The 25,486-nt window shown below is 36.9% G+C and carries 22 protein-coding genes; 19 read left to right on the forward strand and 3 right to left on the reverse strand.

The genetic code is table 11. The features are described from left to right. Positions 1 to 104: 104 nt before the first annotated feature. The 14 genes from atpD (at position 105) to C1N55_RS04350 (ending at position 12,192) form a co-directional block, all read left to right on the forward strand. Complete coding sequence (atpD, locus tag C1N55_RS04285) at positions 105 to 1,520, forward strand: F0F1 ATP synthase subunit beta (RefSeq protein ID WP_137727662.1); 1,416 nt, start codon at positions 105 to 107, stop codon at positions 1,518 to 1,520. A gap of 24 nt (positions 1,521 to 1,544) precedes the next feature. After that, positions 1,545 to 1,952, forward strand: coding sequence for a F0F1 ATP synthase subunit epsilon (locus C1N55_RS04290; protein ID WP_137727663.1), 408 nt, complete (start codon positions 1,545 to 1,547; stop codon positions 1,950 to 1,952). A gap of 149 nt (positions 1,953 to 2,101) precedes the next feature. After that, complete coding sequence (locus C1N55_RS04295) at positions 2,102 to 2,344, forward strand: DUF1146 family protein (RefSeq protein WP_137727664.1); 243 nt, start codon at positions 2,102 to 2,104, stop codon at positions 2,342 to 2,344. Between the two features lie 695 nt (positions 2,345 to 3,039). Then, complete coding sequence (gene murA / locus C1N55_RS04300) at positions 3,040 to 4,362, forward strand: UDP-N-acetylglucosamine 1-carboxyvinyltransferase (RefSeq protein WP_137727665.1); 1,323 nt, start codon at positions 3,040 to 3,042, stop codon at positions 4,360 to 4,362. Between the two features lie 424 nt (positions 4,363 to 4,786). After that, the gene (gene spoIID, locus C1N55_RS04305; protein ID WP_137727666.1) at positions 4,787 to 5,746 is read left to right on the forward strand and encodes a stage II sporulation protein D; all 960 of its coding nucleotides are present in this window, start codon (positions 4,787 to 4,789) and stop codon (positions 5,744 to 5,746) included. Between the two features lie 67 nt (positions 5,747 to 5,813). Next, on the forward strand, positions 5,814 to 6,476 hold the full coding sequence (locus tag C1N55_RS04310) for a M23 family metallopeptidase (RefSeq protein WP_137727667.1): 663 nt from the start codon (positions 5,814 to 5,816) through the stop codon (positions 6,474 to 6,476). Between the two features lie 448 nt (positions 6,477 to 6,924). After that, entirely contained in the window at positions 6,925 to 7,179 is a 255-nt protein-coding gene (locus C1N55_RS04315) for a sporulation transcriptional regulator SpoIIID (protein ID WP_137727668.1), read from the forward strand. A 230-nt stretch (positions 7,180 to 7,409) separates the two neighbouring features. Then, complete coding sequence (locus tag C1N55_RS04320) at positions 7,410 to 8,408, forward strand: rod shape-determining protein (protein ID WP_137727669.1); 999 nt, start codon at positions 7,410 to 7,412, stop codon at positions 8,406 to 8,408. Positions 8,409 to 8,503: 95 nt separating this feature from the next. Next, a complete protein-coding gene (locus tag C1N55_RS04325; RefSeq protein ID WP_137727670.1) occupies positions 8,504 to 9,340 on the forward strand; it encodes a flagellar hook-basal body protein in 837 nt (278 codons plus the stop codon). A gap of 16 nt (positions 9,341 to 9,356) precedes the next feature. After that, complete coding sequence (locus tag C1N55_RS04330; protein ID WP_137727671.1) at positions 9,357 to 10,196, forward strand: flagellar hook-basal body protein; 840 nt, start codon at positions 9,357 to 9,359, stop codon at positions 10,194 to 10,196. Positions 10,197 to 10,235: 39 nt separating this feature from the next. Beyond that, complete coding sequence (locus C1N55_RS04335) at positions 10,236 to 10,517, forward strand: DNA-directed RNA polymerase subunit beta (protein WP_137727672.1); 282 nt, start codon at positions 10,236 to 10,238, stop codon at positions 10,515 to 10,517. 130 nt (positions 10,518 to 10,647) lie between these two features. After that, positions 10,648 to 11,085, forward strand: a complete 438-nt coding sequence (gene fabZ, locus C1N55_RS04340; RefSeq protein ID WP_036200121.1) for a 3-hydroxyacyl-ACP dehydratase FabZ — start codon at positions 10,648 to 10,650, stop codon at positions 11,083 to 11,085. A 182-nt stretch (positions 11,086 to 11,267) separates the two neighbouring features. Beyond that, complete coding sequence (locus C1N55_RS04345) at positions 11,268 to 11,660, forward strand: hypothetical protein (protein ID WP_137727673.1); 393 nt, start codon at positions 11,268 to 11,270, stop codon at positions 11,658 to 11,660. 145 nt (positions 11,661 to 11,805) lie between these two features. Continuing rightward, entirely contained in the window at positions 11,806 to 12,192 is a 387-nt protein-coding gene (locus tag C1N55_RS04350; protein WP_137727674.1) for a hypothetical protein, read from the forward strand. A gap of 140 nt (positions 12,193 to 12,332) precedes the next feature. On the opposite strand, the gene C1N55_RS04355 is transcribed toward C1N55_RS04350, so the two are convergent. Next, positions 12,333 to 12,758 carry a YwpF family protein gene (locus C1N55_RS04355; protein WP_137727675.1) on the reverse strand — a complete coding sequence of 142 codons (426 nt, stop codon included), beginning with the start codon at positions 12,756 to 12,758 and terminating at the stop codon, positions 12,333 to 12,335. 252 nt (positions 12,759 to 13,010) lie between these two features. On the opposite strand from C1N55_RS04355, the gene C1N55_RS04360 reads away from it, so the two are divergent. After that, positions 13,011 to 13,421, forward strand: a complete 411-nt coding sequence (locus C1N55_RS04360) for a single-stranded DNA-binding protein (protein WP_137727676.1) — start codon at positions 13,011 to 13,013, stop codon at positions 13,419 to 13,421. Positions 13,422 to 13,947: 526 nt separating this feature from the next. On the opposite strand, the gene C1N55_RS04365 is transcribed toward C1N55_RS04360, so the two are convergent. Continuing rightward, positions 13,948 to 16,788 (reverse strand): DEAD/DEAH box helicase, encoded by a 2,841-nt coding sequence (locus C1N55_RS04365; RefSeq protein ID WP_137727677.1) that lies wholly within the window; start codon positions 16,786 to 16,788, stop codon positions 13,948 to 13,950. Continuing rightward, a complete protein-coding gene (locus tag C1N55_RS04370) occupies positions 16,785 to 18,371 on the reverse strand; it encodes a hypothetical protein (RefSeq protein ID WP_137727678.1) in 1,587 nt (528 codons plus the stop codon). The genes C1N55_RS04365 and C1N55_RS04370 overlap by 4 nt, the downstream gene beginning before the upstream one ends. 502 nt (positions 18,372 to 18,873) lie before the next feature. Between C1N55_RS04370 and C1N55_RS04375 the strand changes: the two genes are divergently transcribed. The 4 genes from C1N55_RS04375 to C1N55_RS04390 all read left to right on the forward strand — a co-directional run bounded on the left by C1N55_RS04375 (position 18,874) and on the right by C1N55_RS04390 (position 25,313). Next, positions 18,874 to 19,347, forward strand: coding sequence for an IDEAL domain-containing protein (locus C1N55_RS04375; RefSeq protein WP_137727679.1), 474 nt, complete (start codon positions 18,874 to 18,876; stop codon positions 19,345 to 19,347). 453 nt (positions 19,348 to 19,800) lie between these two features. Further along, entirely contained in the window at positions 19,801 to 21,072 is a 1,272-nt protein-coding gene (locus C1N55_RS04380; RefSeq protein ID WP_137727680.1) for a nucleotide sugar dehydrogenase, read from the forward strand. A 107-nt stretch (positions 21,073 to 21,179) separates the two neighbouring features. After that, complete coding sequence (locus C1N55_RS04385; RefSeq protein ID WP_137727681.1) at positions 21,180 to 21,896, forward strand: WecB/TagA/CpsF family glycosyltransferase; 717 nt, start codon at positions 21,180 to 21,182, stop codon at positions 21,894 to 21,896. A gap of 816 nt (positions 21,897 to 22,712) precedes the next feature. Next, positions 22,713 to 25,313, forward strand: coding sequence for an S-layer homology domain-containing protein (locus tag C1N55_RS04390; protein WP_137727682.1), 2,601 nt, complete (start codon positions 22,713 to 22,715; stop codon positions 25,311 to 25,313). The last annotated feature ends 173 nt before the right edge of the window (positions 25,314 to 25,486 follow it).

Here is a 25,486-nt window from a genome sequence, read left to right on the forward strand (position 1 = left end):
AACGTGCGTTTATAAAAGGAAGAAAAGCGGAGAACGAGAATTGCCTTACATAGCTAGTCAATTCAAACCGCTCGGACGCCCAACTCGATAGGAGGTACACAAGAATGAACATAGGACACGTTATTCAAGTAATGGGTCCGGTTGTTGACGTAAAATTCAGCAACGGTCAATTACCAGCAATCTATAACGCCTTAACTGTTAAGATTGATCGTCCGAATGGAGAAGTTGAAACTTTAACTCTTGAAGTTGCTCTTCACCTTGGTGACGATTCTGTTCGTACAATTGCCATGTCTTCTACTGACGGGTTACAACGTGGAGCAGAAACAACAGATTTAGGTAAAGCAATCTCTGTACCGGTTGGTGATGTAACTTTAGGACGTGTATTCAACGTACTAGGTGAAGTTATCGACTTAGGAGAAGAAATCCCAACAGAAGCTCGCCGTGATTCAATTCACCGCGAAGCGCCAAAATTTGATGAATTATCTACAGAAGTACAAATCCTTGAAACAGGGATCAAAGTAGTAGACTTATTAGCTCCTTATATCAAAGGTGGTAAAATTGGTTTATTCGGTGGTGCCGGTGTAGGTAAAACTGTATTAATTCAAGAGTTAATCAACAACATCGCTCAAGGTCACGGTGGTATCTCTGTATTCGCTGGTGTAGGTGAGCGTACTCGTGAAGGGAACGACTTATTCCACGAGATGAGCGACTCTGGCGTTATCAGCAAAACATCAATGGTATTCGGTCAAATGAATGAGCCACCTGGTGCACGTATGCGTGTTGCTTTAACTGGTCTTACAATGGCTGAATTCTTCCGTGATGAGCAAGGACAAGACGTTCTTTTATTCATCGACAACATCTTCCGTTTCACTCAAGCGGGTTCTGAGGTTTCTGCCCTATTAGGTCGTATGCCTTCTGCGGTAGGTTACCAACCAACTCTTGCTACGGAAATGGGTAACTTGCAAGAACGTATTACTTCAACAAACAAAGGTTCTGTTACATCGATCCAAGCGATTTATGTACCTGCCGATGACTATACTGACCCAGCCCCAGCTACAACTTTCGCTCACTTAGATGCAACAACTAACTTAGAGCGTAAACTATCTGAGATGGGTATCTACCCTGCGGTGGATCCATTAGCTTCAACTTCTCGTGCTTTATCACCTGAAATCGTTGGTGAAGAACACTATGCTGTTGCTCGTGGCGTTCAAATGACGTTACAACGTTATAACGAATTACAAGATATCATCGCCATCTTAGGTATGGATGAGTTATCTGACGAAGATAAGCAAACAGTTGAACGTGCTCGTCGTATTCAATTCTTCTTATCTCAAAACTTCCACGTAGCGGAGCAATTCACTGGTCAAAAAGGATCTTTTGTACACGTAAAAGATACTGTTCGTTCATTCAAGGAAATCCTTGAAGGTAAATACGACCACTTACCAGAAGATGCATTCCGTTTAGTTGGTAGCATTGAAGAGGTAGTAGAAAAAGCGAAAAGCATGGGCGTAGAGGTATAATCTGCGGACGAAAGGAGCAAAAATATGAAGACAGTTAAAGTCAATATTGTTACTCCCGACGGCCCAGTATACGATTCAGAAGTCGCAATGGTTATCGCTAAAACAGTTTCAGGTGAAATTGGGGTTCTTCCAGGACATATTCCTACAGTTGCCCCACTTGCAATTGGTGCTGTTACACTTAAAAAAGAAGACGGTTCACTTGAACGTGTAGCCGTTGGTGGTGGTTTCATTGAAATACGTCCTGAACAAATTTCAATATTGGCTCCTTCTGCAGAATTAGCAGCTAATATTGACATTAATCGTGCAAAAGAATCTCTTGCACGTGCAGAACAACGTCTTCAAAAGAAACAAGATGACATCGATTTCAAACGCGCTGAGCTAGCTTTAAACCGTGCGATTAATCGTATCAGCGTTCATGAGGGTAATATGTAATTCAACTAATAAAAGCGGACGGGCGACTGTCCGCTTTTTTAGCGAAAAAGAATATAGGTTTTCCGCATATAAGACATCAACTCGACCTAAATAGGTCGAGTTGTGTTTTTCTAACTATTTAATGATTTTAGTTTAAGGAGGTTTATTAAATGGAGGTTTACCAAACTTTAGGTTTTCAAGCGATATTAGGTTTAATTTCCCATATCATTTTTATTGGTATAACTTTTTATGCTCTACAAGCTTTCCGATTAGAACAGTTGTTTAAAAAAGGGAAGGTTTTTCAAATACAGTTAATTTACATCTTATTAAGCATTGCAGTTGGATCTGCAGTTTCCAATTTTTTACTTGATATTTCCACTTGGTCAAAACAATTACCATATATTTTCTCTTAAAGCTACTGAAATGGGTATATTACTAAAATAGGGCAAATTATATATCCTGTAAGGACAAATGACAATTCGTTTTTCGTTACATAATATATATAAGAGTTCTATTACCTGATACATACTTTGTTTTTCTAAAGGTTTGAACTAATATCAAATTACTTGCTTATTACCTATATATAAGCAATTTTGTACGAAATAATAAAACCTTGACGAAAAGCTTAGTTTTCTAATATTTCCTAGGCAATTTTGCTGAATATTGTTTTAGGACCTTTAAACTGGGTAACTAACTAATAACTATCTGTAAATTTTTTACACAGTACCGGTATGTATAAAATTCACAAATATGTTTAATCGAGCGTAATATAAAGTGTAGAAAATTATTTAGATTTCCTGTAAAATAGTGATTTGGATGCTTGTTAAACAATTTAATTAGAAGTACTATATTGATAGTTTTTGTGATTAATAACTTCATTCAATTTTACTTAAATGGCAAAGTAAGTATTTAAAAAATAATAATTAATTTTAGAAAATTTAAATTAGCTTGAATGAGGTTAATGCCTTTGGCGGATCATGAAGATTTTTATCGTAAATTATCGGAGGAACTTAAGATTGATCTGTTAAATAATACGCCAAGGCGAATTTATTTATAACCATTCATCAAGGTTCGACAGTTTTGACAATTGAATTCGGAGGGACGAATTGTGGAGAAAATTATTGTTACGGGAGGCCAAAAGTTACGAGGTATCGTAAAAGTAGAAGGAGCCAAAAATGCCGTACTACCAATCCTAGCTGCTTCATTGTTAGCTTCAAAAAGAATGAATATCATTAAAGACGTTCCAAATTTAGCGGACGTTAATACAATAAATGAAGTACTAAAAAGCTTAAATGCAGATGTAGAATACAACGTAGAAAAAAATGAAATTCACATAAATGCGGAAAAGCAATTATCGAGTGAAGCGCAGTTTGAATTTGTAAGTAAAATGCGTGCTTCTATCCTGGTAATGGGATCACTTTTAGCACGTAATGGATATGCTCGTGTTGCATTACCTGGAGGTTGTGCGATTGGATCACGTCCGATTGAATTACATTTAAAAGGCTTTGAAGCTATGGGTGCCAAAATTTCATTTGGTCATGGTTATGTAGAAGCGAAAACAGTAGATGGTTTAAAAGGTGCTGAAATTTATTTAGACTTCCCAAGCGTAGGGGCGACAGAGAATATTATGACAGCAGCTGCTTTAGCAAAAGGAACTACTATCATCGAAAACGCAGCAAAGGAACCGGAAATTGTTGATTTAGCTAACTTCATTAATGGAATGGGTGGCCGTGTAATCGGTGCAGGGACAGATACAATCCGTGTAGAAGGTGTTGCTGAATTACATGGTACAACTCATCATATCATTCCTGATCGTATTGAAGCAGGAACATTTATGGTTGCCGCAGCAATTACTCGAGGGGATGTCTTCATTGAAAATGCAGTACCTGAGCATATGTCTGCTTTAATTGCAAAATTACGTGAAATGGGCGTAGAAGTAATTGAAGAAGGTGAAGGGCTAAGAGTTCGCGCAAATCATCCATTAAAAGCAGTGGATTTGAAAACAATGCCGCATCCTGGTTTCCCAACAGATATGCAAGCACAAATGATGGCGTTACTCCTTACGGCTGATGGAACAAGTATCATTACTGAAACAGTGTTTGAAAATCGTTTCATGCATGTAGAAGAATTCCGTCGTATGAACGCTTTGGCTAAAATTGAAGGGCGTACTGTGTTCATCGAAGGACCTGTTAAACTACAAGGTGCTGAGGTTTCTGCAACAGATTTGCGTGCAGCTGCAGCTTTAATCTTAGCTGGTCTAGTATCTGAGGGGGTAACACGAATTACGAAGTTAACTCACTTAGATCGTGGATACGTTGATTTCCATAAAAAACTAGCTTCTCTAGGTGCTACCATCGAACGTGTAGATGACGACGAAATTTTAGAAGAAGAGCAAACTATGCAATCTGAAGAACAGGTTGTTGAAATTTAACTAATCTTTAATAAATGGGATACATTTTCATTTTACTCAAACATACGTAGTTAAAATGAAAAATAGAACCAAAAATTAAAAATTTACGACAAAATTCTTGAAAAAGTATTTTGTCGTTTTTTTGTCGGGGAGGAATTTCTTATATATATGTATGAAGCGATGTAATTATAGTTTTGAGATGACTTCTCGATAACTAAGAACCCTCCTTGTTATGCAGAAGAGGCACTGAAATTACTTCTCTATACCCGATATCAATACCTTTAGTCAAAATCGTACTACGAACAGTTTAGAGGACCATAGCCTTGCCTCAAAGATGGTGGTACCTTCACGTAAATTATTTTCAAAGCGAAACAAAACCACGATTCTCCAAAATTTTCTTCATTGAATAGAAATATTTTCACCCTTTCAATCATAAGTAATATGTATGAAAAAAATAAAAAATTATAAAAACCCAATAATGGTCGTATCAGTCATAGGATTTGTTACTGCACTTTTTTTCTTTCCGTTTCTGTTTATGAAGTCTGAGCAAAAATCTGAAGCTGCTCCACAGACGTCTTCTAACGTGCCACAGAATGCCTGTGGGCTGACAATTCAGGTGAGTGGGAGTGATGTTCCCCTTGATCTGGAAGAGTACGTTATAGGGGTTGTTGCTGCTGAAATGCCAGCTGGGTTTAATTCGGAGGCGTTAAAGGCCCAAGCGATTGCAGCAAGAACCTATGTGTTGAAATCCACGAATTATGGAAAAACCGCAATCGAACCTACAGTGGCAAAACAAGTTTTTTATGATGAAGATTCAAGGAAAGAGAATTGGAATGATTCATATGAAGATTATGAAGCGAAAGTTCGAGAGGCTGTTGAAAGTACCCGTGGTGAAGTAATTGAATACAATGGAGAATTAATTACGGCAATGTTCCATTCAATGAGTAATGGGATGACAGAGAGTTCAGCGAATTATAGTGGTACAGAGCTTCCGTATTTACAATCTGTGGCCAGTACTGATTTTCAATATGCCGATAATTATGAAACCACTACGACACTTTCAATAGAAGATTGGAACAGCAAATTAACTATTCAATCCACTCTAGCGGATATCAACCAAATTCGCTTACAAAAAAATAATACTGGGAGGGTAGAAAAAGTGACCATGAAAAATCACGAGTGGACAGGCCGTGATTTTAGAACTCTTTTAGACTTGCGTTCTACTGATTTCCAAATTAAAGCTCAAGATGGACAAGTAGTCATTACAACAGAAGGATACGGGCATGGTGTTGGAATGAGTCAATATGGCGCTGATGCAATGGCCGATAACGGAGCAAATGCCCATGAAATTATTGGACATTACTACAAAAATACAAGTATCGAAAAAATAAATTGTGAAAAATAAGGATTTTTTTCCAAAAAGTGATTAGAAATGTAAAATATTGTTCACACTTCCATTAGAGGTGATGAACATGAGAGAAGAAAAACAAATTAAGGCTTCTCCTAATAAAAACAGTTGGCAAAAAAAGCCATGGTTTTGGCCGTCAGTTTATGCAGCAATTGCTGTCGTATTAATCGGTCTGATTTTCAGTTATAATGCACTCATTGGTGATGAGGAAGAACAAGAAGTGGTTCAAGGTGGATCGGCTTCTGAAGATTCAAATGCAGTTATTGAGACGAATGCTCAAACAGAAACGTTGAAGTATCCTCTAAGTGAAGATATAGTAAACAATGTTGAAGTATTACAGGACTTTTATGATGTAACGGCTGATGCAGAAACTAGAGAAAAGGCACTATTAGTGTTTAATCAAACATTCTCTACTTCATCAGGTGTATCTTTGTCTGTGAATAACGAGCCATTTGAAGTAATTGCTGCAATGAGCGGTGAAGTAACTGAAGTAAAGCTTGACGAATTTACTGGAAATGAAATTGTGATTTCCCATCCGAATGGTATGGAAACACGTTACAGCTCTGTTTCTGATATCTTGGTTAAACAAGGCGATAAAGTAAATCAAGGACAAGCATTAGCAACGACAATTGAAAACGAATGGAATCCAACAGCTGGAATCCATCTCCACTTTGAAGTATTACAAGATGGAGACCATGTAAATCCACGAAATTTCTTAGCTTTCTAATGAATTACGCTTCACCATCTCTTCGATCATAGAGATGGTGGAAATGCTTATGTTGCCATTTTTCTTGTGACCGAAGATAAGATGTAAGTCAAAATTTTATCTTCAAAACTGTAAGGCTTGACTTATTGCTCAAAGGTTCAGGCGATAAGCTCTTGTATTGCAGTTATGACTCAAAAATTGTACAAGCAATGATGAACACCCAATTAATTCTTATAGACGTAAAACGTGAAACTTTTTCACATTTCTTACGTCTAAATGAGATTATTGGGTGTTTTTGTATTTCTTGCAAAAATATAGTTCTGAAATTTCAAAAAACCTCATATTGTGAATAAACGTTAAATCGCTAGTTGCAAACGTCCATGAAACACTCGCAATATAAACACGTCGAAAAAAACACCTCTCGTTAGCAAAACGGCACATTCTTATATCCGATAGAAAGGAAGAGAACGTGCACGAGCACATTAGGCATCGCTGCGTTCGGCTTGGAGAGCTGCTTATTGAAACAGGTGAAACGGTTCGTGTCCTCGCGAAAATGACGGGTTATTCAAAAAGTACTGTGCATAAAGACCTAACTGAACGATTATTCTTAGTCAATGAAAAATTAGCAAACGAAGTGAAAGAAATCTTAGCATACCACAAATCAATTCGTCATTTACGGGGAGGCGAGGCGACACGTAAGAAATGGCAGTCCCGAAATGATTGAAAAAGCATTTAGCTTGGCTTTCACAAGTCAACTAAGTGCTTTTTTACTATGTACCTGGTACACACACAATGATGAATATTCTGAATTGTTTGTGTACCAGGTACATGTAACCACTTATAACCAGTATAAATAAAGATGTAATTGCTATCTGATTATGATAAAATATTCTAGATAAAGATATGTACAAGCACGGTTTTTATGTTTGAGTGGCAGGAAGGAGAAATTATTAAATGTTTTCTAAAGATATAGGGATTGATTTAGGAACGGCAAATGTACTCATCTATGTGAAGGGAAAAGGAATCGTCTTAAATGAGCCATCAGTTGTCGCTATCGATAAGAATACGAAAAAAGTATTAGCTGTTGGTGAAGAAGCACGTCAAATGGTTGGTCGTACTCCTGGGAATATTGTAGCAATTCGTCCATTAAAAGATGGTGTAATTGCGGATTTCGATGTAACCGAAGCTATGTTAAAATATTTTATAAACAAGTTAGACGTGAAAGGATTCTTCTCGAAGCCACGTATTCTTATTTGCTGTCCAACAAACATCACAAGCGTGGAACAAAAAGCAATTAGAGAAGCTGCTGAGAAATCCGGCGGCAAAAAAGTATACTTAGAGGAAGAACCAAAAGTAGCTGCAATCGGTGCAGGTATGGATATTTTCCAACCTAGCGGCAACATGGTTGTTGATATCGGTGGTGGTACTACAGATGTAGCAGTTCTTTCAATGGGAGATATCGTAACAAGCGAGTCCATCAAAGTTGCTGGAGACGTTTTTGATAATGATATTTTGCAATACATAAAAAAACAATACAAACTATTAATCGGTGAACGCACTGCCGAAGCCATTAAAATCACGATTGGTACAGTATATCCTGGAAGCCGTGAGGAAGCAATGGAAATTCGTGGACGAGACATGGTAACCGGTTTACCAAGAACAATCGAAATTCATTCTTCAGAGATTGAAAAAGCCTTGCATGAATCGGTTTCATTAATTGTTCAATCAGCAAAAAATGTTCTTGAAAAAACGCCTCCTGAACTTTCTGCGGATATTATTGATCGTGGAGTATGCATTACTGGTGGTGGTGCACTATTACACGGAATGGACCAGCTGCTGACGCAAGAATTGAAGGTACCTGTGTTTGTAGCCGAGAACCCAATGGATTGTGTTGCTGTTGGAACAGGTTTAATGTTAGATAACATCGACCGTTCTCCAGGTTCTCGAATTTAAAGACCGAACTGCATCAAAATTTAAGTATGGAATATTAATGGGTCAAGTTGATTCAACATCTGACTTAATACAAAATAATTTTAGAGGTGAAAAAATTGTTTAAAGGATTTTATACTGTCGCAACGGGTATGGTGTCTCAACAAAGAAAAACAGAAATTATTACGAACAATATGGCTAATGCCAATACACCTGGTTTTAAGTCAGATCAATCAACGATTCGTTCATTTCCAGATATGCTTTTATCTGCGGTAGGAAGCACAAATCTACCAACTGAACATAATTTAAGCAGGGCTCAAATCCAGCAAATCGGCACAGTAAATACAGGTGTTTACTTACAAGAAACGCTAGCGAATTATACGCAAGGGTCCATTTATGAAACAAGTCAAAAAACAGACGTTGCCCTAATCAATGGTACAATGCCGACAAATGACGAATCAGGTCAAGCAGGTACGATCTTTTTCCGACTGGAACATCCAGAAGGTGGAGAAGCTTATACACGAAACGGGAATTTCACATTAGATGGAGAAGGCTACTTAGTAAATGCTCAGGGACTATATGTTCTTTCAGCAGAGGGCGAACGAATTCAGTTACCAAATGATCAGTTCAACTTAACACAAGAAGGAAACATTTTTGTAAATGACGAACTTGCAGCATCTCTAGGAGTATCCTTCTCTGCAAATCCTAACACTTTAGTGAAACAGGATAATGGTTTATTCCGTACAATCGATGGAACGGATCTACCAAGTGCATTTGGACAGGAAGGCATTTCTTTCTCTATGCAGCAAAGCTTTCTTGAAGGCTCCAATGTTGATTCAGCCCAATCGATGACAGATCTATTAACAGCTTACCGTGCCTTTGAAGCAAACCAAAAAGTACTACAAGCCTATGATAAAAGCATGGATAAAGCCGTAAACGAAATTGGAAGAGTATAGTAAGGGAGGATAAATCATGCTTCGTACAATGATTACAGCAACAAACACATTAGGACAGTTGCAAAGTCAAATTGATACAATCAGTAATAACATTGCCAACAGTAATACAGCAGGTTACAAAGCGAAGGAAGCTACTTTTTCTGAACTTCTGTACCAACAATTCAACAATGATAACTTAGATCCAACAGTTCGAAATTCACCAGTCGGTATTCGCTATGGTGTTGGTGCGTATCTTGGGCAAATTCAGACCAACTTTGCACAAGGCGGCCTACAAGCAACTGATCGAGATTTAGACTTAGCTTTCACGAAAGAAAAACAATACTTCAATATTCTTATGCCTGATGGGGAGAATGGTCAAAGAACGGTTTATTCACGTCAAGGTGATTTCTATGTAACACCGGTAGATAATGGACAGGCAATGCTTGTTAATGGGGATGGTTATGCGGTAGCTGATTCAAATGGAGATGCTATCTATTTCCCTGATAATGTTAGCAATTTTAGTTTATCAAAGGATGGTACATTAGGTGTGAACTATCCAGACGGTGATTCATTAACATTTGAATTAGGAATTACTGAAATACAAACACCTCAAGTGATGGAGCATGTTTCGGATACTTATATCGCTCTACCATCAAATTTCGACCAATTAGGATATAATCAGGCTGATATTCTTATAGATTTGCAAGGCGCAGCTCGTACTGAAGTTGGGATAACGAATGGATCATTAGAGTTATCTAATGTAAATCTATCAACTGAAATGTCAAATTTGATTAATGCACAACGAAACTATCAATTTAGTTCCCGTGCAATTTCAATTGCTGATCAGATGTTAGGTTTGATCAACGGAATTAGATAACATACGTGTGTAAATTTTTTAAGGTAAGGGTGAACGGCCATGACAAACGAATTAAAAAGTGAATCTACCCAGCCGAAAGTTCCTCAAAAAGAAAAGAAAGAAAAAAGAAGTGAGAAGAATAAAGAAAAGCCAATTCGTTGGTACAATTTCCGACTATTTCCAATTTGGTTAAGAATCATTCTTGTTCTAATCCTGCTAATTCTAGCAGGTGGCTCAGGCTTAATGATTGGTTTTGGTGTAATTGGAAGCGGCGAACCGTTTGATGTACTGAAACAGGAAACTTGGCGACACATGTTAGATATTATAAATGGGAAAGAATAGAGAATAATAACTACAATACGAATTGTGTTTAGATTGGTTTGTAGTATTTTTTCTATTCTCCTTTTTAATGTGTTTTTCTTTTAGAAAAGATATAATTTAATTTACATAAGGGAATAAGGGGGAATTTTAAATGTTAACAGCAGAACAAATTCAAGAAATTTTACCACACCGCTATCCATTTTTATTAGTGGATCGAATTTTAGAAGTGGAAGAGGGGAAACGCGCGGTAGGCATTAAAAATGTTTCCATCAATGAAGACTTTTTTAACGGGCATTTCCCAGGTTATCCTGTAATGCCGGGTGTTTTAATTGTTGAGGCATTAGCGCAAGTAGGCGGAGTAGCTTTGTTAAAATCAGAGGAATTCAAAGGACGCCTAGCCTTCTTAACTGGAATCGATAATTGCCGTTTTAAACGTCAAGTTGTACCAGGAGACCAATTAAAATTAGAGGTTGAATTTGTAAAACTTCGCGGAGCTATGGGGAAAGGCCATGCTGTAGCTACAGTAGATGGTGAACTTGTATGTGAAACAGATATCCTGTTTGCAATCGGTCCAGTTCAACCAAAATAAGTCTAAATTTAATTTATTTGTATGATTTAATGGATAATTGGGTAAAGAATACAAATAAGTTATTTATACACATGTAATTTTGCATTTCACTTTGTAAAGCATTAAAATATATAGGTAGAATGGAATGGTGGATAGAGCAACATCTTAGATTCGCTTTTGAACTGTAGGAGGTTTTAAAATAAATGTATAAACAGTTGTCTTCAGGCGTAAAGATAAGCATTACTCGGTCTATCTCAACGTCATTTGAATCATATTTAGCAAGTATCGGTTGGGATGAGGACAAATTTTCGATGGAAGAATTTGTGGCAAATTGGCAAAAATACTTTACAGAAAATGCAGCTTGGTATGACAAAGTACCTCAAGATGTGTTAGTAAGTCCTGAATTTCACCAGGAGCTTGCTCAGAAAATTGATGAAGTCATTGCCAAGATTTTAAGTGAAAAACCAACGAAAAAGCAAATTGATTCAATTGAGAAAATGCAAAAAGCACTTGGGACAAACTTTACATACGAATGTAAAGCAGAAGCTGCATATGTAGAACAACAACTAAAAGAACAGTTGAAAAAAGAAGACTAACATTGCTCAAAGTGTAACGATTTTGTAAATGAGCTAAAATGCGTTACTTCTTTTATGGGATAGTTCCTTCTTTCTCGGGTACTCTATAATTAGTCACATTTCGAATGTGATGGAGTAAAACCTTGAAAAGGAGGGAACTTTTTTTATGTGGAAAAAGCCTGTCTTTGCGGTTATGCTTGGATCAGCTTTATTGGTCGGCTGTAATAATGCAGAAGAAGATGCTGTCAATGACGTGGAAGATGTTGGAGAGGATATAGGACAGGATATCAATGAGGGTGTAAACGATGTCCAAGAAGGTGTCGATGATGTCCTTGAAAATGACGGCTCCGATAATCTAAACGACGACGTTAATAATGACACAGGCACAAATGATTTAGGGGAAGACCTTAATGGTGATACAGGTACCCTAAATAATAATGACCATACCGTTGATGAAGATGGTACTTCAAACAGTAATGGTGCCGGCCAAAATCAAAATGGTGATGTCGACAACAACGACGAACGTGTCGATAACGAAAATGAAAACCAATAGACATCCCTGATTTTTGGATGCTACCATTGATCGCCCCAATTCAAACGGGGCGATTTTTTTGCTTTTACAATCTTTTCCCATCCCTCAAGCTTACCCCAAAACAAAAAAAGATTAGGCATGCAAATCCATACCTAATCAGCTTAAGATTCTTTTAAACGTGGCCGTTCGCGCATTCCTTTTTTGAAGCGAGCCATTAATTCTTCACTAGATAAATTTTCACTCAATAATGTGTTTAACAATGCTTCTGCATACTTACTTCGTCTTGTTTTGATTGTTCCTTTTAACAAAACAGTAATTTTTTCACCAATTTCCCGGATATCACTTACCAGAACTTTAAAAGGAGCAGGTTCATTATCTGGAAAAGAAATGATGACATGTACTTCAAATACTTCAGTGGAGTTTTTGAGGTTTTCAAATGTGGATTTGTGCTCTTTGGAAAGGAATAACTCAAGAATCCATGATTTGCGGCTGTTTTCCTGATTGATGACAATTCCATCGATTATGGGAATGTTTAACCCGCCTTCTTCATTCATCAGGTCAAATGAAAGCATTTTAAACGTCTTCATAGCGTCCCCCCAGCAAATTTTTACTTAAATTTAGTATAACATATAAAAACTGCGAAACTTAATATTTGCCCCTTACAATTTTGTGACGTTAAAACTTACAGCCTCAAAGGGTTTAGTCAAAAAGGTGAAATATTGATATGTCGATATTTAGATTTTCAGGGGTGAAAAATGACGAATATTCCAATTTTCAGATTTTGCCAAATAGGATGAGTACGGTTTATGATGGACACACAAAGAAAGGAGGTGAAGGTGATGAACCAAGTCGGACTCGTCGGTCGGTTAACAAGAGACCCAGTTCTCAAAATATTTTCAGAGAATCGTGTACAAACCAATTTTGTTATAGCAATCAATCGAAACTACCGAAATAACCAGGGAAATGTAGAAGCCGATTTCGTTAACTGTATAGCATGGGGAAGGCTTGCAGAACGAGTTGTCAACTATTGTGGAAAAGGATCTTTGGTAGCAGTAAATGGTCGCTTACAAACCAGATCGTTCACAAATAAGGAAAATGTAAAAATTTATACAACAGAAGTCATTGTAGATGATGTCCGATTCTTAATTCTAAAAACGCCAGAAAACAAAAATAGTACAACCCAAAACAACCATGACGTAACGAAAGATTTTGTTCTACCTGAACAAGTGGAGAACACACCAGTTCCTTAGTATTTGGGGAAAAAGTAAGGAACGAACAAGAAAAATAGCTGTTAATGTAGCGGATTAAAATGTTGTAGAGGTATCAAAAGCTAAACACAAAATTTCGCAAAAACCATAACCCTTCATAATGAACATGTATCTCCTAGAAAAACAAAAAACATTTACTAATGCTCTCCTGACTAAACGTATTCATAAAACTCTCCTAGTTATCAAAACAATATTAACTCAGACCTAATTCTATTAACGACTTAAGTATTATTAAGAAAGCCCCTTTAAGTTTGTGTCCTTAAAAACTAATTTATAAATCAGAAAACTCCCTTCCTAAAAATTCTACGATCACTATCCATCCTCGCTTCACAAATTACTTTAAAGGAGGTGATAAAAAAATCACTACTGCTTGACCGCACAGTAGTGACCTAAATTGAATCGCTCTACATAGTAGAGAACAAACAACTTAATATGGATATAACGCAAATGAATAGTGAGAGGCTGCAAAACAGAGTCAAGTTATAAAACTCGACTCTGTTTCTTATCATTATCTCATTGCTTGGGTATCTAACATTAATAAATCCATTAACTCATCTTCTTGAAGATCTGTTAACCAATTGCTTGACTGGATCAATTCTTCTGACAGTGCTGATTTAATTTCAATCATTTTATCGATTTTCTCTTCAATTGTTCCGATAGTGATGAACTTATGAACCTGTACAAATTGCGTTTGACCAATTCTATAGGCACGGTCAGTTGCTTGATTTTCCACTGCGGGATTCCACCAACGATCTGCATGCAATACATGATTTGCAGCAGTAAGGTTTAAGCCTGTCCCTCCAGCTTTCAATGACAGAAGGAAAATAGGAAACTCCCCAGCCTGGAAGCTATCGACTAGATTGTCTCGTTGCTGCTTTGGCATGCTCCCGGTTAAGAACGGGATATCAATATTGTATAGCTCTGAAAAACAATGCTGCAATAACTGACCCATTCCAATATATTGGGTGAAGATTAGGCATTGCTCGCCGTTGTCCACAATATCAGCCGCAAGCTCAACAATTCGTTTGAGCTTAATGGAACGATTTAGCAAAGTTTTCGCATCATCTAAAGGTTCCTTTAAATATAAAGCTGGATGATTACATAACTGCTTTAGCTTACTCAACATTTGTAAAATACGACCTTTTTTCTCAAAAGCCGTCATGACTTCAAGCTGCGCAACCGTATCTTCAATATATCCTTCATAAAGAGCGGCTTGTTCACTAGTTAATGCGCAAAATTCTTTTGTCTCTTGCTTTTCCGGGAGATTCAGCATTAAATCTGGGTCATTTTTTGTACGACGCATTAAGAATGGACGTATTTTAGTACGTAAAATTTCTTTATGACGCTCTGATTCCTCACGTTCAATTGGAATGATAAATTGCTCCTGGAACTTCCCAAAGCTACCTAAATATCCCTTATGGATGAAATCAAAAATTGCCCAAAGCTCTGAAAGTCGATTCTCAATTGGTGTCCCTGTTAAAGCGATATGGTGTTTTCCATTTAATCGACGAATGGCACGAGATTGTAAGGTCTGCATATTTTTTATATTTTGTGCTTCATCTAACGCGACAGTACCCCAATCAATAATTTGCAAGAACTCAATATCTTGAGAAATTGTACCGTAAGAAGATAGTACTACATTTGGTTTTTCCCTTTGAATGATACTGTTAAAGGTGTCATCCTTTATACGGTTTGAACCGTAATGTGTCATTACTTTTAGAGAGGGGGCAAAGCGATCGAGCTCTTTTTGCCAGTTTCCTAAAACAGAAGTCGGACAAATAATCAGTGTTGGCCCAGTTTCGTTTAAATGTTCATTCGTATACAAGAGATAGCTAATTAATTGAACTGTTTTTCCAAGACCCATATCATCTGCTAGAACTGCACCAAATTTTTGTTCACGCATAAATGTTAGCCACTCAAAACCTTCCTGCTGATAAGGTCGCAATTCAGCCTGTAACCCTATTGGCTTCGGAATAGGTGGCAACCCTTTTTTGGTTGTCAATTGTTCGATATAGTCCTGTAATGAACGCTGCATCTCGAAGGCAAAGAGTGGATCATCAGATTCAGAATCCTCTTCTTCCAGTGGGGCAGCTAATTCATTTGGCAATTCACGGAATAGAAGCTCGCGAACTGTCCAGTTTTCTTCTTCTGCCTTATCCATGAGCTCACGAATTTCATTCATCCAGTTCACATCCATACGGAACCATTCATCACCGATTCGTACAAATTCTCGGTTCTCATCGACAATTTTTCGGAATTCCTCAGCATTAATTTCTTCGCCATTAACAGAAAGCTGCCATTTGAATGCCAAGATATCATCTAACCCTGCAACCGATTTTTGTGACTGATTACTTGCGCTAACCCGAACACGCATTTTGGTTTGCTTTAATTCTCGCAGCCATGCAGGTAGAACAACTTCAAATCCCAGTGCACTCAGCTTGGCAAAGTCATTTCTTAGTAATTTACGTACATCCCCGTCTTCTATAGTCGTATGTATAAACTTGTCAGGGGCAACATGATAAGCACGTAAATCCATCAGCTCAAGGATTTGTTCTTGGTGGTTAACGATTTCGTCTGCATATTCCAGCCATTTTTCAGGTAATGCCTTCTCGACAGGTAAGTGCTTTTTCCGAATCGCCGGTGTCCAAAGTTTGGTTGTTTTCGCCGAGCTAAGGACAGTTTCTAATAGCCACTCGGAAGCGCCTTCTTCAGGTTCACTTAAACGTATAGCTACTTTCAGGTTTCCAATATTGCGATCTTTATTTAATGGCCAACCTCCATTTTGAAAGAAGGGCAGTAAAGTTGGCAAATCGCTAGAATGTAAACCAGCAAAAGCTAATTTTTGATAAGCTGCCGTTTTGAGTAGGGATTCAAATTCTTCTAGAAGGATAGTGTTTTTATCACCCGTGATTCCCTTGACATACTCATCCTCTATAAAGCTCCCTGGTAGCTGAAAAGAAAAGGAGAAATCGCCATCTTCATTTTCATCTGTGATTACATAATCCCATAAAGCACTACTATTCCATAGGAGCTGAATAGCCTTCATGGCAGCAAGCAGCCTATCTGATCGGTCATCTGCCCCTGTTAATTGAATAAACGGATGTTTATATAAAGGGGACAATAGATCAACTAGCTCAGCTGTCGTTAAACGGAGATCCGTGTCACTAACATTTGCATTTAAGCCAAAGAAATTGGGTTCATAGCGGAAAAATAACTGCCTTGTCCAGAGTGTGGGGGACAACGGTGTGTTATCTTCCGAGTATGCTGTTACAGAAAAGAAAGCTGGTTGCAGTTCTTCTATCGATAGACGTATGTTTTTCGTAAACGGTGTTTGTTGGATTTCTATCATACCAGTAAGTTTCCTTTCTCTAATTCTTCTTGTAGGGCACGTAACCGTTTATATTGTTCACGTACAGTCTGGATATAATCATCCCAAAAGTTAGTTTTCCCGGATTTTTTTGCGGCAGACTTCATCATTTTCCAGATGCGAACAGCTTGTTTATAGTTCATTCTCGATTTTTGGTTCACTTCTTCAAGGGCATAGTAATGGTATAGAGGTAATGTCATTTCAGGTGCTTCATCAATCACGTCCTTCAATCCACATGTCTCTAAATAGGAAATCGAAGAGGGATAGAGTTGATGGAGGGCAACCCATTCTCCAAAACGTTTTTCCTTCAGTAAATATTGCGAATATGGTTGAACGCCGTAAGTTCCAAATGCAGAATAAAGCATCAGTTCCTCTTGCTCGGAAAGCTGAATATTATCATATAAAAGATGTATTCTTCTAACATACATTTGTCTTTGGGAAGGCTTCAGATAGCCACTAATGTACTCATTTAAAAGTGGTAGCATTGCTTTTAATATCGAATTGGTTGCCATTTCATCATTACGTGAATGGGCGAATTTCGCTAGCCCAAAGTAGACATTCATTTGATCAGGTGTGATGCTTTTTAAATTTTGTTTTAATGAATCATAATCTTTAAGCAATATATGAAAAACATTAAAGACTGTTGAAAGGGGCACATCTTCACTGATTTTTGAAGTCTGATATCCATGCAAGATTTCCAATTCCTCTTCGGCACGTCTTTTTTCGATAAAAACAGTATCCCAGAATAATAAATAGATGTTTAATCTTCTGCCGATATAGTAGTGTCTTTCCAGTAAAAATTCTCTAACCAGAATTTGAAGTGTATCAAAAAATGGATCCGTCGCAAAAAGTCGAGATTTCCCAGAGAGTTCATGTATGGTATTTTGAATGATTTCAAATCGACGATCGAAAAAGTATTCAAAGTAATCAGTGCCGAAACTCGATTCAGCACGCTTCAAATCCACTTGTTTCCATAGCCTATTTAAAATGGCGATTTCCATAAATAAATTGTAAATAGGCTGCCATTCCCGTTCGAAAGGGAGATGTTTTCTTAGTTTTGAATGTGCGGTATCGACAATGCCGGCTATAAATTGCTGCTCAACTATCCGTCCTTCTGGTACAAGGTGTGTCAGCACTTCTTCCACCATCGCAAGCCAATTTTCAGGAGTTCGATTCGATGCGAGCATATGCAAATTCAGGCTTTTTTTCGTGCGCCATTTGGCAGCCCAGTCCTGAACAGAGCCAATATATTGAAATAAAGCCAGGATGACACTAACTTTATGGCGACACCATTGCGCTTGAGGACAATCGCAGTTAATTTCATTATTTCGGAAATGAACGGTTACATGTGTTAGTCGAACATCCTGTACAGTTGCATAAAGTGTTGTCGTTGCAGGAACATAACGATCGAGGTTTACGGATTTATTACGAACGGCAAAAAGTGCGCGGCGTACAAGTTCCTCGTCTTCAGTAACAGATGGATGCAAAGATTGCTCGATATTTTCTAGTTGATTTCGAATGAATGTAGCTTGTTCCCATGCAAGTGTTGAAATCGATATCCCCATAGTATTACGCTCCTTAAAAACACATTAGATTCGTGCTTTTCTTTTGACTTAAAAGTAATTTTTGATTTCTTTCTAAAAAAAGACTGTCCTTCCATTATAACTTGAAAATGCAGGATTGATAAGCAAAACGGAAAGTAAAGGTAAATAGTCTTTCATCAATCGGTTTGAATTGAAGATTTGAGGGGTATTTAAATTTAACATAAGTTTGAATTAAAAGTAGTTGTTTAACACGTTTCCATTGATTTTACAAATATCGATAAAATTAGTAAGATTCTGCTAGTTTGAAAAGCGAAAAGTATGGAGAATATAGCATTAACGAGATACAAAATTCGTATGATGGAGTAGACGCATTGTTAAGTAATTACAGTTGTTGCGTGATATGAAATACATATGAATTTTGACTTAGGATCCACACGAGTACTGAAATCGCTTTCTTTTACTAAAAAGTGGAAATGTGTTATAATTAGAAAAATCAGAAAGCTTCCAATAAGGAGGGGATAGTATGATTCAAGTGCAGTTTATGAAGCCTTTTTATACAAAAGTAAATGGAAAGACACTACGCTTAGTTTTTGCTTATCAATATTTTTCGATTGTTAAGGATGATGAGTTGTATCATTTTGTTCCAGTTGAGGGGAAGGAAATGATTATCGACCTAGAAACAAAGCAAATTGAAAATCTTTCGGAGATTTTTGTGTTCCAACGTGGCAATCGTTTTATTCGATTACCATTATATCAACTGCTTTTAATTTCAAACGTGCATGAACATTTAACTCCTATCCTAAATAATGCAACGACAGCTGAAGAATCGGTCAATCTTGTACCAAAAGAAAAAATCGAATCCGAAATGCAAAAAATGATTCGTGAACTAGAAGAACACAACCTAGAACGCCTAATCGACCAAGCCTTAGAAAACCGCGACGAAAAACGCTTCTACGAACTAGCTTCCGAAAAATCCAAATTGCACGAAGCAAAATAATCGTGAGGGTATTCTTGAGTAAAATAGCAGGCATGCGGCACCTTGATTTAGATAATAAATCTGAGGTGCTTTTTTGTTGAGATCGAAGTGGTAAAACACTTCTAACGGAACTTTTAAACATCCAAAACGTTTTAGAACTTAGTACTGTTAAAAATATGATGAATGATAAATGAACTAAAGATTACATATTGCCCTATGTAATACAAATTTAATTTCACAAAATGGAATGGAAAGTTGTATACTATAATGCGGGATTACATAGTGTTTGCGTACTGAGTTTTGCGCAAAAACATCAAAATAGTAAAAGGATTTTCGAAACAAGCCATTTATGTAGCTTTAGAATGAGCATAAATCCAACTTTCGTGGGCATTTTAAAAGAAAGAAAATGACCGAAATAGACGAAAGTACAATATATACACTCGTTCTCGAAATTGAAAGGAAGTAACGAATCTTATGACAAAATCAATATGTGTTGTTGGGTTAGGATATATTGGTTTACCAACAGCAGTTATGTTTGCAAACCACGGCGTAAAAGTGCACGGAGTCGACGTGAATCCGGCTGCTGTGAAAAGCATTCAAGAAAAAACATTACACATTGAAGAAAACGGACTACAAGAGCGCCTAAACAAGGCTGTAGATGAAGGCTTTTTAACGGCTTCTACTACTCCACAAGAAGCGGACGTATTTATCGTAGCTGTTCCTTCGCCAATTAATGCAGATAAAACAGCAAACCTTGAATATGTTAGACAAGCAACAGCTTCGATCGTACCTTTCGTGAAAAAAGGCGACTTAGTCATTTTAGAATCAACAGTACCGCCAAAAACTGTGGAACGTATTATGATTCCTGAGTTAATTAAAACAGGTCTTGAAATTGGGACAGACATTTACGTGTCTCACTCGCCTGAACGTGTAATTCCTGGCCGTATCTTTGAAGAACTAGTAAATAACGATCGTATCGTAGGTGGAATCAACAAAAAATCTTCAGAACTAACAAAAGAGCTTTACGAAACTTTCGTTAAAGGTCAAATCCACTTAACAGATGCAACTACGGCAGAGCTTGTAAAAGTAATGGAAAACACATACCGAGACGTGAACATTGCCTTTGCCAACGAGCTTGCGAAAATGGCAGATATGTTAGACGTGAACATTTGGGAAGCCATCAAATTTGCGAACTACCACCCACGCGTGAACGTTCACTTCCCAGGCCCAGGTGTTGGGGGCCACTGTATCGCAGTAGATCCATGGTTCTTAGTGGAACTTGGTGGGGAAAGTGCACAAATCATTAATATGTCTCGTAACACAAATGACAGTATGCCAGCATTCACTGCACAAAAAACACAAGCAATTTTAAATAGAAACAAAGTAGCTGGTGGAAAAGTAGCAGTACTTGGTTTAGCTTTCAAAGGAAATGTTGATGATATGCGTGAAAGTCCATCGACTGAAGTAATAGAAGAGCTTCAGCACCTTGGATTAGAAGTCGTTTCATATGATCCACATATCAAGGAAAACAAACACGAAACACAAACGCAAAGTCTGGAAGAAGCTACAAAAGATGCAGATATCATTCTATTCTTAACAGATCATAATGAGTTCAAAGCTTATAACCCATTACAAATCTCTGCGAAGCACAAAATCGTATTCGATACGAAGAACTGCTTAAATCGTGATGCGTGGCAGGAAGCCGGCTTCCAATACCACCTATTAGGCGATGCAAAAAATAAATAAGCCAAAAGCACATGAAAAATAAATAACAACATTAAGGCAGTGTGCACTTAACAGCACGCTGCCTTTTTTAATAAGATGTTTCTAATAAAAAGGACGGATGGATATTCATGAAAGAAACAGTACTTGGAATTCAAGTAAATACTGAAAACTATGATGAACTGCTTAAGGAAATCTTTAGTCGCATTGAAAGAAAAGAAAAATCATTAATCGTAGCGATCAATCCAGAAAAAATCATGAAGGCAAAAGAAGATGCTTCCTTAAAAAAGTTATTAAACGAAGCAGAAATACAAATTCCTGATGGCGTTGGTGTCATCATAGCTTCAAAAATCCAAAAGGGGCAGATCACGGAACGTGTTACTGGTGTTGAAATGATGATGCGTCTTTGTGAAGAAGCCGCTAAGCAACAAAAGCCAATCTTTTTATATGGCGGAAAACCTGGAGTTGCAGATACAGCTGCAGCAAAGCTAAAAGAACTTTATCCAGGAATTATCGTAGCAGGTACACAGGATGGCTATGAAAAGGATAATGAAGTGGTGAAAGCGAAAATCAATGAAGCCAAACCAGATATCCTATTTGTTGCGATGGGTAGCCCTAAGCAAGAAAATTGGATTAATGCCAATCGTGATCAGCTGCACCCAACGATTTATCAAGGGGTAGGAGGTTCTTTTGACGTTTTAGCTGGAACAGTAAAACGTGCACCAGAGGCTTTTCAAAAGCTAGGGCTAGAATGGTTTTATAGATTAATGAAGGAGCCAAAACGCTTTAAGCGACAATTGGCATTGCCATTGTTCTTAGTTGAAGTTGCACGGAGCTCAAAGAAATAAATAGTAAATAATTCTAATCAAATTCCAGATTACACATAGATAATCTTAACAACAGTAGCAAAACTATCCAATAAATGAAATTTAAAAATAAATATGTAACTTTTGTAATAACTGATTGTTCTTTTCTAAATTTGGTGATACACTGTGTTTATAGTAAGATTTTCTCTATGATATAGCTTTAAATTTTCCCTGCAAGGAAAAACGGTTGGTAGCCCAAAAAAGAAAGCCTGCACACTATAAGTGTGCAGGCTTTCTTTTTTTTTTTATATTTAATGAGGAATATTGAAATGCACTTCTTAATATACTTATCGAGGGTTAAGGAAGAACTAGATGCACAATTATTTAAGCGTACTAGTCTAAAATTATTCTAATGAAAACAAGAGCATTAAAATAAAAGATAATACAAATTCTATAACTTTTAAAAAATAATAAAAAACTATTAAAAGTATCTTCATACACCCGATAATAAGATTGTTATGACAGTAGAGGAAAATGTTATCCAACCGTAACATTGGAGAAATAGCTGTATTAACAATAAAATCTAGCAATTATATATTATTACCAAATAATGATATATTTGAATATGAAAGATTTTGTTGGAATTATAGAAGTTTTATGTCATAATAAAAAAGATTTTAAGTTATCTAGACTATCAATTTTATGTGAATCTACATACCTCGACAATTTTCAAAAAGGTACCAAAAAAGGATTGACATAACATTTGTATACTACTAAACTTTTATGTGTAATAGTTTATCTGTACGTAAAGTTGAGATAACTAGAATTTTTAATTGAACTAGAGGAGGAAATCTTTCTATGGCTAACCAACCAAAGAAATACAAAAAATTCGTAGCAACAGCTGCTACAGCTACTTTAGTAGCATCTGCAATCGTACCAGTTGCGTCTGCAGCAACACCATCATTCCCTGATATCGCAGGAAACGACCACGCTTCAGCAATCGAAGCTATCGCTGCTCTTGGATACATCAGTGGTAAAGCGGACGGTACTTTTGCACCGAACGAACAAGTGACTCGTTCACAAGTTGTATACATTCTTGGAAACTGGGCTGTAGATGCAGGTCTTAAAGTACCAGCAGACTACAAAACAGTACAACGTTTCAAAGATGTACCATTAACTGCTGATGATAAATTTTTACAATTTACAGCTCTTTTAAAAGACTACGGTATTTTTAATGGTTCAAACGGAAACTTAAACGGTGGCGATAAATTCCAACGTCAACACATGGCTGTAGTATTAAACAGTGCAAATAAAGCAATCACTGGAACTTCTTTAGTAGATTTAGCTGGAGATACTTCTGATGTAACAATCGGAGATCTTGACAAAGTAGTTGCTGACTACCGTGATGATGTTTTAGCTCTTAAAAAATTAGGTATCACTTCACCTGCTAACTTCAACCCATCAGGTATTGTTACTCGTGGACAATTTGCTACATTCTTAAACGCTACAATCAATGCTGAAGCTCCAGAAGCTAAAGTTGCATCTGTAAATGCTATTAATGCAACTCAAGTAGTTGTTAAATTCACTCAGGCTGTAGATCCAGCAACATTATTTGCTAATGATGTAAATGGAGCATTTGAAGCTAACACAGTTTCATTGACTTCAATTGAAGCTACTCCAGTAGTTCCTGGAACAATCGCAGGTGAATTATCTGCAGACGGTAAAACATTAACAATTACTACTCAATACCCAGTTGAAAAGCGTTATAATGTTGTAGTTGAGAACTTATCTACAACTGCTGGAAAAGCTTTAAATAAATATGATGAAGTCGTATCATTTACTGCTGACAAAACAGCTCCATCAATCGTTTCAACTGTAAAGCCAACTGCTGGTACAGTTACTGTAAAGTTCTCTGAACCTATGAAATCATTAGGTACTGTATCATTCAAGTTAGCTGATGGTACTGTTGTTGCTGATAACAGTGGTAACGGTGTGCTATATACATTTAATGCTGGGGATCAAGAAGTAACTTTCACACTTGGTTCAGATGTTCCTGCTAATGCAACAGTGACAGCACAATTCATTGGAGCTCAAGATCAAAACGGAAACTTACTAAGTCCAAATCCAGCAACAACTTCATTATTAAAAGGTGCTGCTGATGGTGTTGCCCCAACTGTAACATCAATCGCACAAACTGGTGCTACTACATTTGCTGTTAAATTCTCTGAAGAATTAACTGGAAAACCAACGATTACAGTTGCTGGGTCTCCAGTTGCAGCTGCAAATGTAGTTCAAGATAAAAATGATAAAACGAAATACAATGTAACTGCTGGAGTATTAGATGGTGCTACTACTATTGCTGTTTCTTCATTCACTGATTTAAGTGGTGTTGCAGGAACAACTACAAGCCGTGTTGTAACTTTCGTTAAAGATGCTGCAGCTCCAAAAGTAGTTTCAAGTGCTGTAGTTGCTGATTCAACTACTAAAGTCGAATATCTTGAGTTAACTTTTGACAAAGATGTAGTAATTACTGGAACTCCAACAGTTGACGGTGTTGGTTCATTTGTTAAAGACTATGTAACTACTTCTATCGAAACTAATAACCTTTCAGCAACAGCTGTTGACTACAAAGTTTCTACTAATAAAAAAGTTATCCGTGTTCAACTGGATACTTTCTTAGGTACAACTTTTGATGTTGAAGGTGCAGCATATAACTTAACACTTTCATTTGCTGATGTTAAAAGTGCTGCTTCGGTATTAGCTGAAGATGTAGTTGTTAAATTCACTCGTGGCAAAGATGGCGTTGCTGCAAATACTGATGTTGTAACTGTTTCAAATATTGCTAAAGGTTCTGACAACAGCAAAGTTGCGGTAACATTTGATAAAGCTGTAGATGGAGCATCTGCAACAAACCCTGCAAACTATAAAATTGATGGAGCTATTGTTGAGTCTGTAACTTTACAACCTGCTGTAACTGGTGCAACAACTACTCAAGTAGCTATTGTTAACTTAAAAGCTAACTCAAACGGCTTTACAGGTACTCGTAATATCAATATTTCAGGTGTTAAAGCTTTAGGATCTTCTAAGGTTATGACTCCATTCTTTACAAATACATTGGAACTTGCTGAAAATGTATTACCAACAGTAACTTCAGCTAAATTAACTGAAACTAATAAAGTTACTTTAACTTTCTCAGAAGCTGTGGTTAATGCAGCTCAAAGCACAAATGACTTTGAATTATATATTGGTGGTGTTAAAGTAGCTACTAACGATGAAGTAACTACAGCACTTCAAGCTGCTCCAGGTTCTACAACACTTGTATTAACTCTTGAAGATGATATTACAGCTTCTGATATCTCTAAAGGATTAGTTCTTAAAGCGGTATCTACTATTGATATCCAAGATAGTGCAACTAACGTTTTATCTGTACCTACAGCAGGTATCACTGTAACTCAATAGTTAATATTTGATTTCTATCAAAGTAAAAGGATTACTGATTATCAGTAATCCTTTTTTTACGCCTTTATTTATATGAAATTTTTTCAAAATTTATGTTTTGTAGTTACTGAATATGAATATTTATAAGTCAAAACACTGGTATTCTAGAAAAATTTAAAATAATATTGTTTACT

Source organism: Lysinibacillus sp. SGAir0095, assembly GCF_005491425.1.
Taxonomy (GTDB): domain Bacteria; phylum Bacillota; class Bacilli; order Bacillales_A; family Planococcaceae; genus Ureibacillus.

What these genes read in the sequence shown, in the direction of transcription:
- C1N55_RS04355 (WP_137727675.1), bottom strand. Translation starts at nt 12,758, where the DNA reads ATGAAGACGTTTAAAATGCTTTCATTTGACCTGATGAATGAAGAAGGC.
- C1N55_RS04390 (WP_137727682.1), top strand. Translation starts at nt 22,713, where the DNA reads ATGGCTAACCAACCAAAGAAATACAAAAAATTCGTAGCAACAGCTGCT.
- C1N55_RS04365 (WP_137727677.1), bottom strand. Translation starts at nt 16,788, where the DNA reads ATGATAGAAATCCAACAAACACCGTTTACGAAAAACATACGTCTATCG.
- C1N55_RS04310 (WP_137727667.1), top strand. Translation starts at nt 5,814, where the DNA reads ATGAGAGAAGAAAAACAAATTAAGGCTTCTCCTAATAAAAACAGTTGG.
- C1N55_RS04350 (WP_137727674.1), top strand. Translation starts at nt 11,806, where the DNA reads ATGTGGAAAAAGCCTGTCTTTGCGGTTATGCTTGGATCAGCTTTATTG.
- C1N55_RS04360 (WP_137727676.1), top strand. Translation starts at nt 13,011, where the DNA reads ATGAACCAAGTCGGACTCGTCGGTCGGTTAACAAGAGACCCAGTTCTC.
- C1N55_RS04320 (WP_137727669.1), top strand. Translation starts at nt 7,410, where the DNA reads ATGTTTTCTAAAGATATAGGGATTGATTTAGGAACGGCAAATGTACTC.
- C1N55_RS04385 (WP_137727681.1), top strand. Translation starts at nt 21,180, where the DNA reads ATGAAAGAAACAGTACTTGGAATTCAAGTAAATACTGAAAACTATGAT.
- C1N55_RS04375 (WP_137727679.1), top strand. Translation starts at nt 18,874, where the DNA reads ATGATTCAAGTGCAGTTTATGAAGCCTTTTTATACAAAAGTAAATGGA.
- fabZ (WP_036200121.1), top strand. Translation starts at nt 10,648, where the DNA reads ATGTTAACAGCAGAACAAATTCAAGAAATTTTACCACACCGCTATCCA.
- spoIID (WP_137727666.1), top strand. Translation starts at nt 4,787, where the DNA reads ATGAAAAAAATAAAAAATTATAAAAACCCAATAATGGTCGTATCAGTC.
- C1N55_RS04330 (WP_137727671.1), top strand. Translation starts at nt 9,357, where the DNA reads ATGCTTCGTACAATGATTACAGCAACAAACACATTAGGACAGTTGCAA.
- C1N55_RS04380 (WP_137727680.1), top strand. Translation starts at nt 19,801, where the DNA reads ATGACAAAATCAATATGTGTTGTTGGGTTAGGATATATTGGTTTACCA.
- C1N55_RS04335 (WP_137727672.1), top strand. Translation starts at nt 10,236, where the DNA reads ATGACAAACGAATTAAAAAGTGAATCTACCCAGCCGAAAGTTCCTCAA.
- atpD (WP_137727662.1), top strand. Translation starts at nt 105, where the DNA reads ATGAACATAGGACACGTTATTCAAGTAATGGGTCCGGTTGTTGACGTA.
- C1N55_RS04295 (WP_137727664.1), top strand. Translation starts at nt 2,102, where the DNA reads ATGGAGGTTTACCAAACTTTAGGTTTTCAAGCGATATTAGGTTTAATT.
- C1N55_RS04370 (WP_137727678.1), bottom strand. Translation starts at nt 18,371, where the DNA reads ATGGGGATATCGATTTCAACACTTGCATGGGAACAAGCTACATTCATT.
- C1N55_RS04290 (WP_137727663.1), top strand. Translation starts at nt 1,545, where the DNA reads ATGAAGACAGTTAAAGTCAATATTGTTACTCCCGACGGCCCAGTATAC.
- C1N55_RS04345 (WP_137727673.1), top strand. Translation starts at nt 11,268, where the DNA reads ATGTATAAACAGTTGTCTTCAGGCGTAAAGATAAGCATTACTCGGTCT.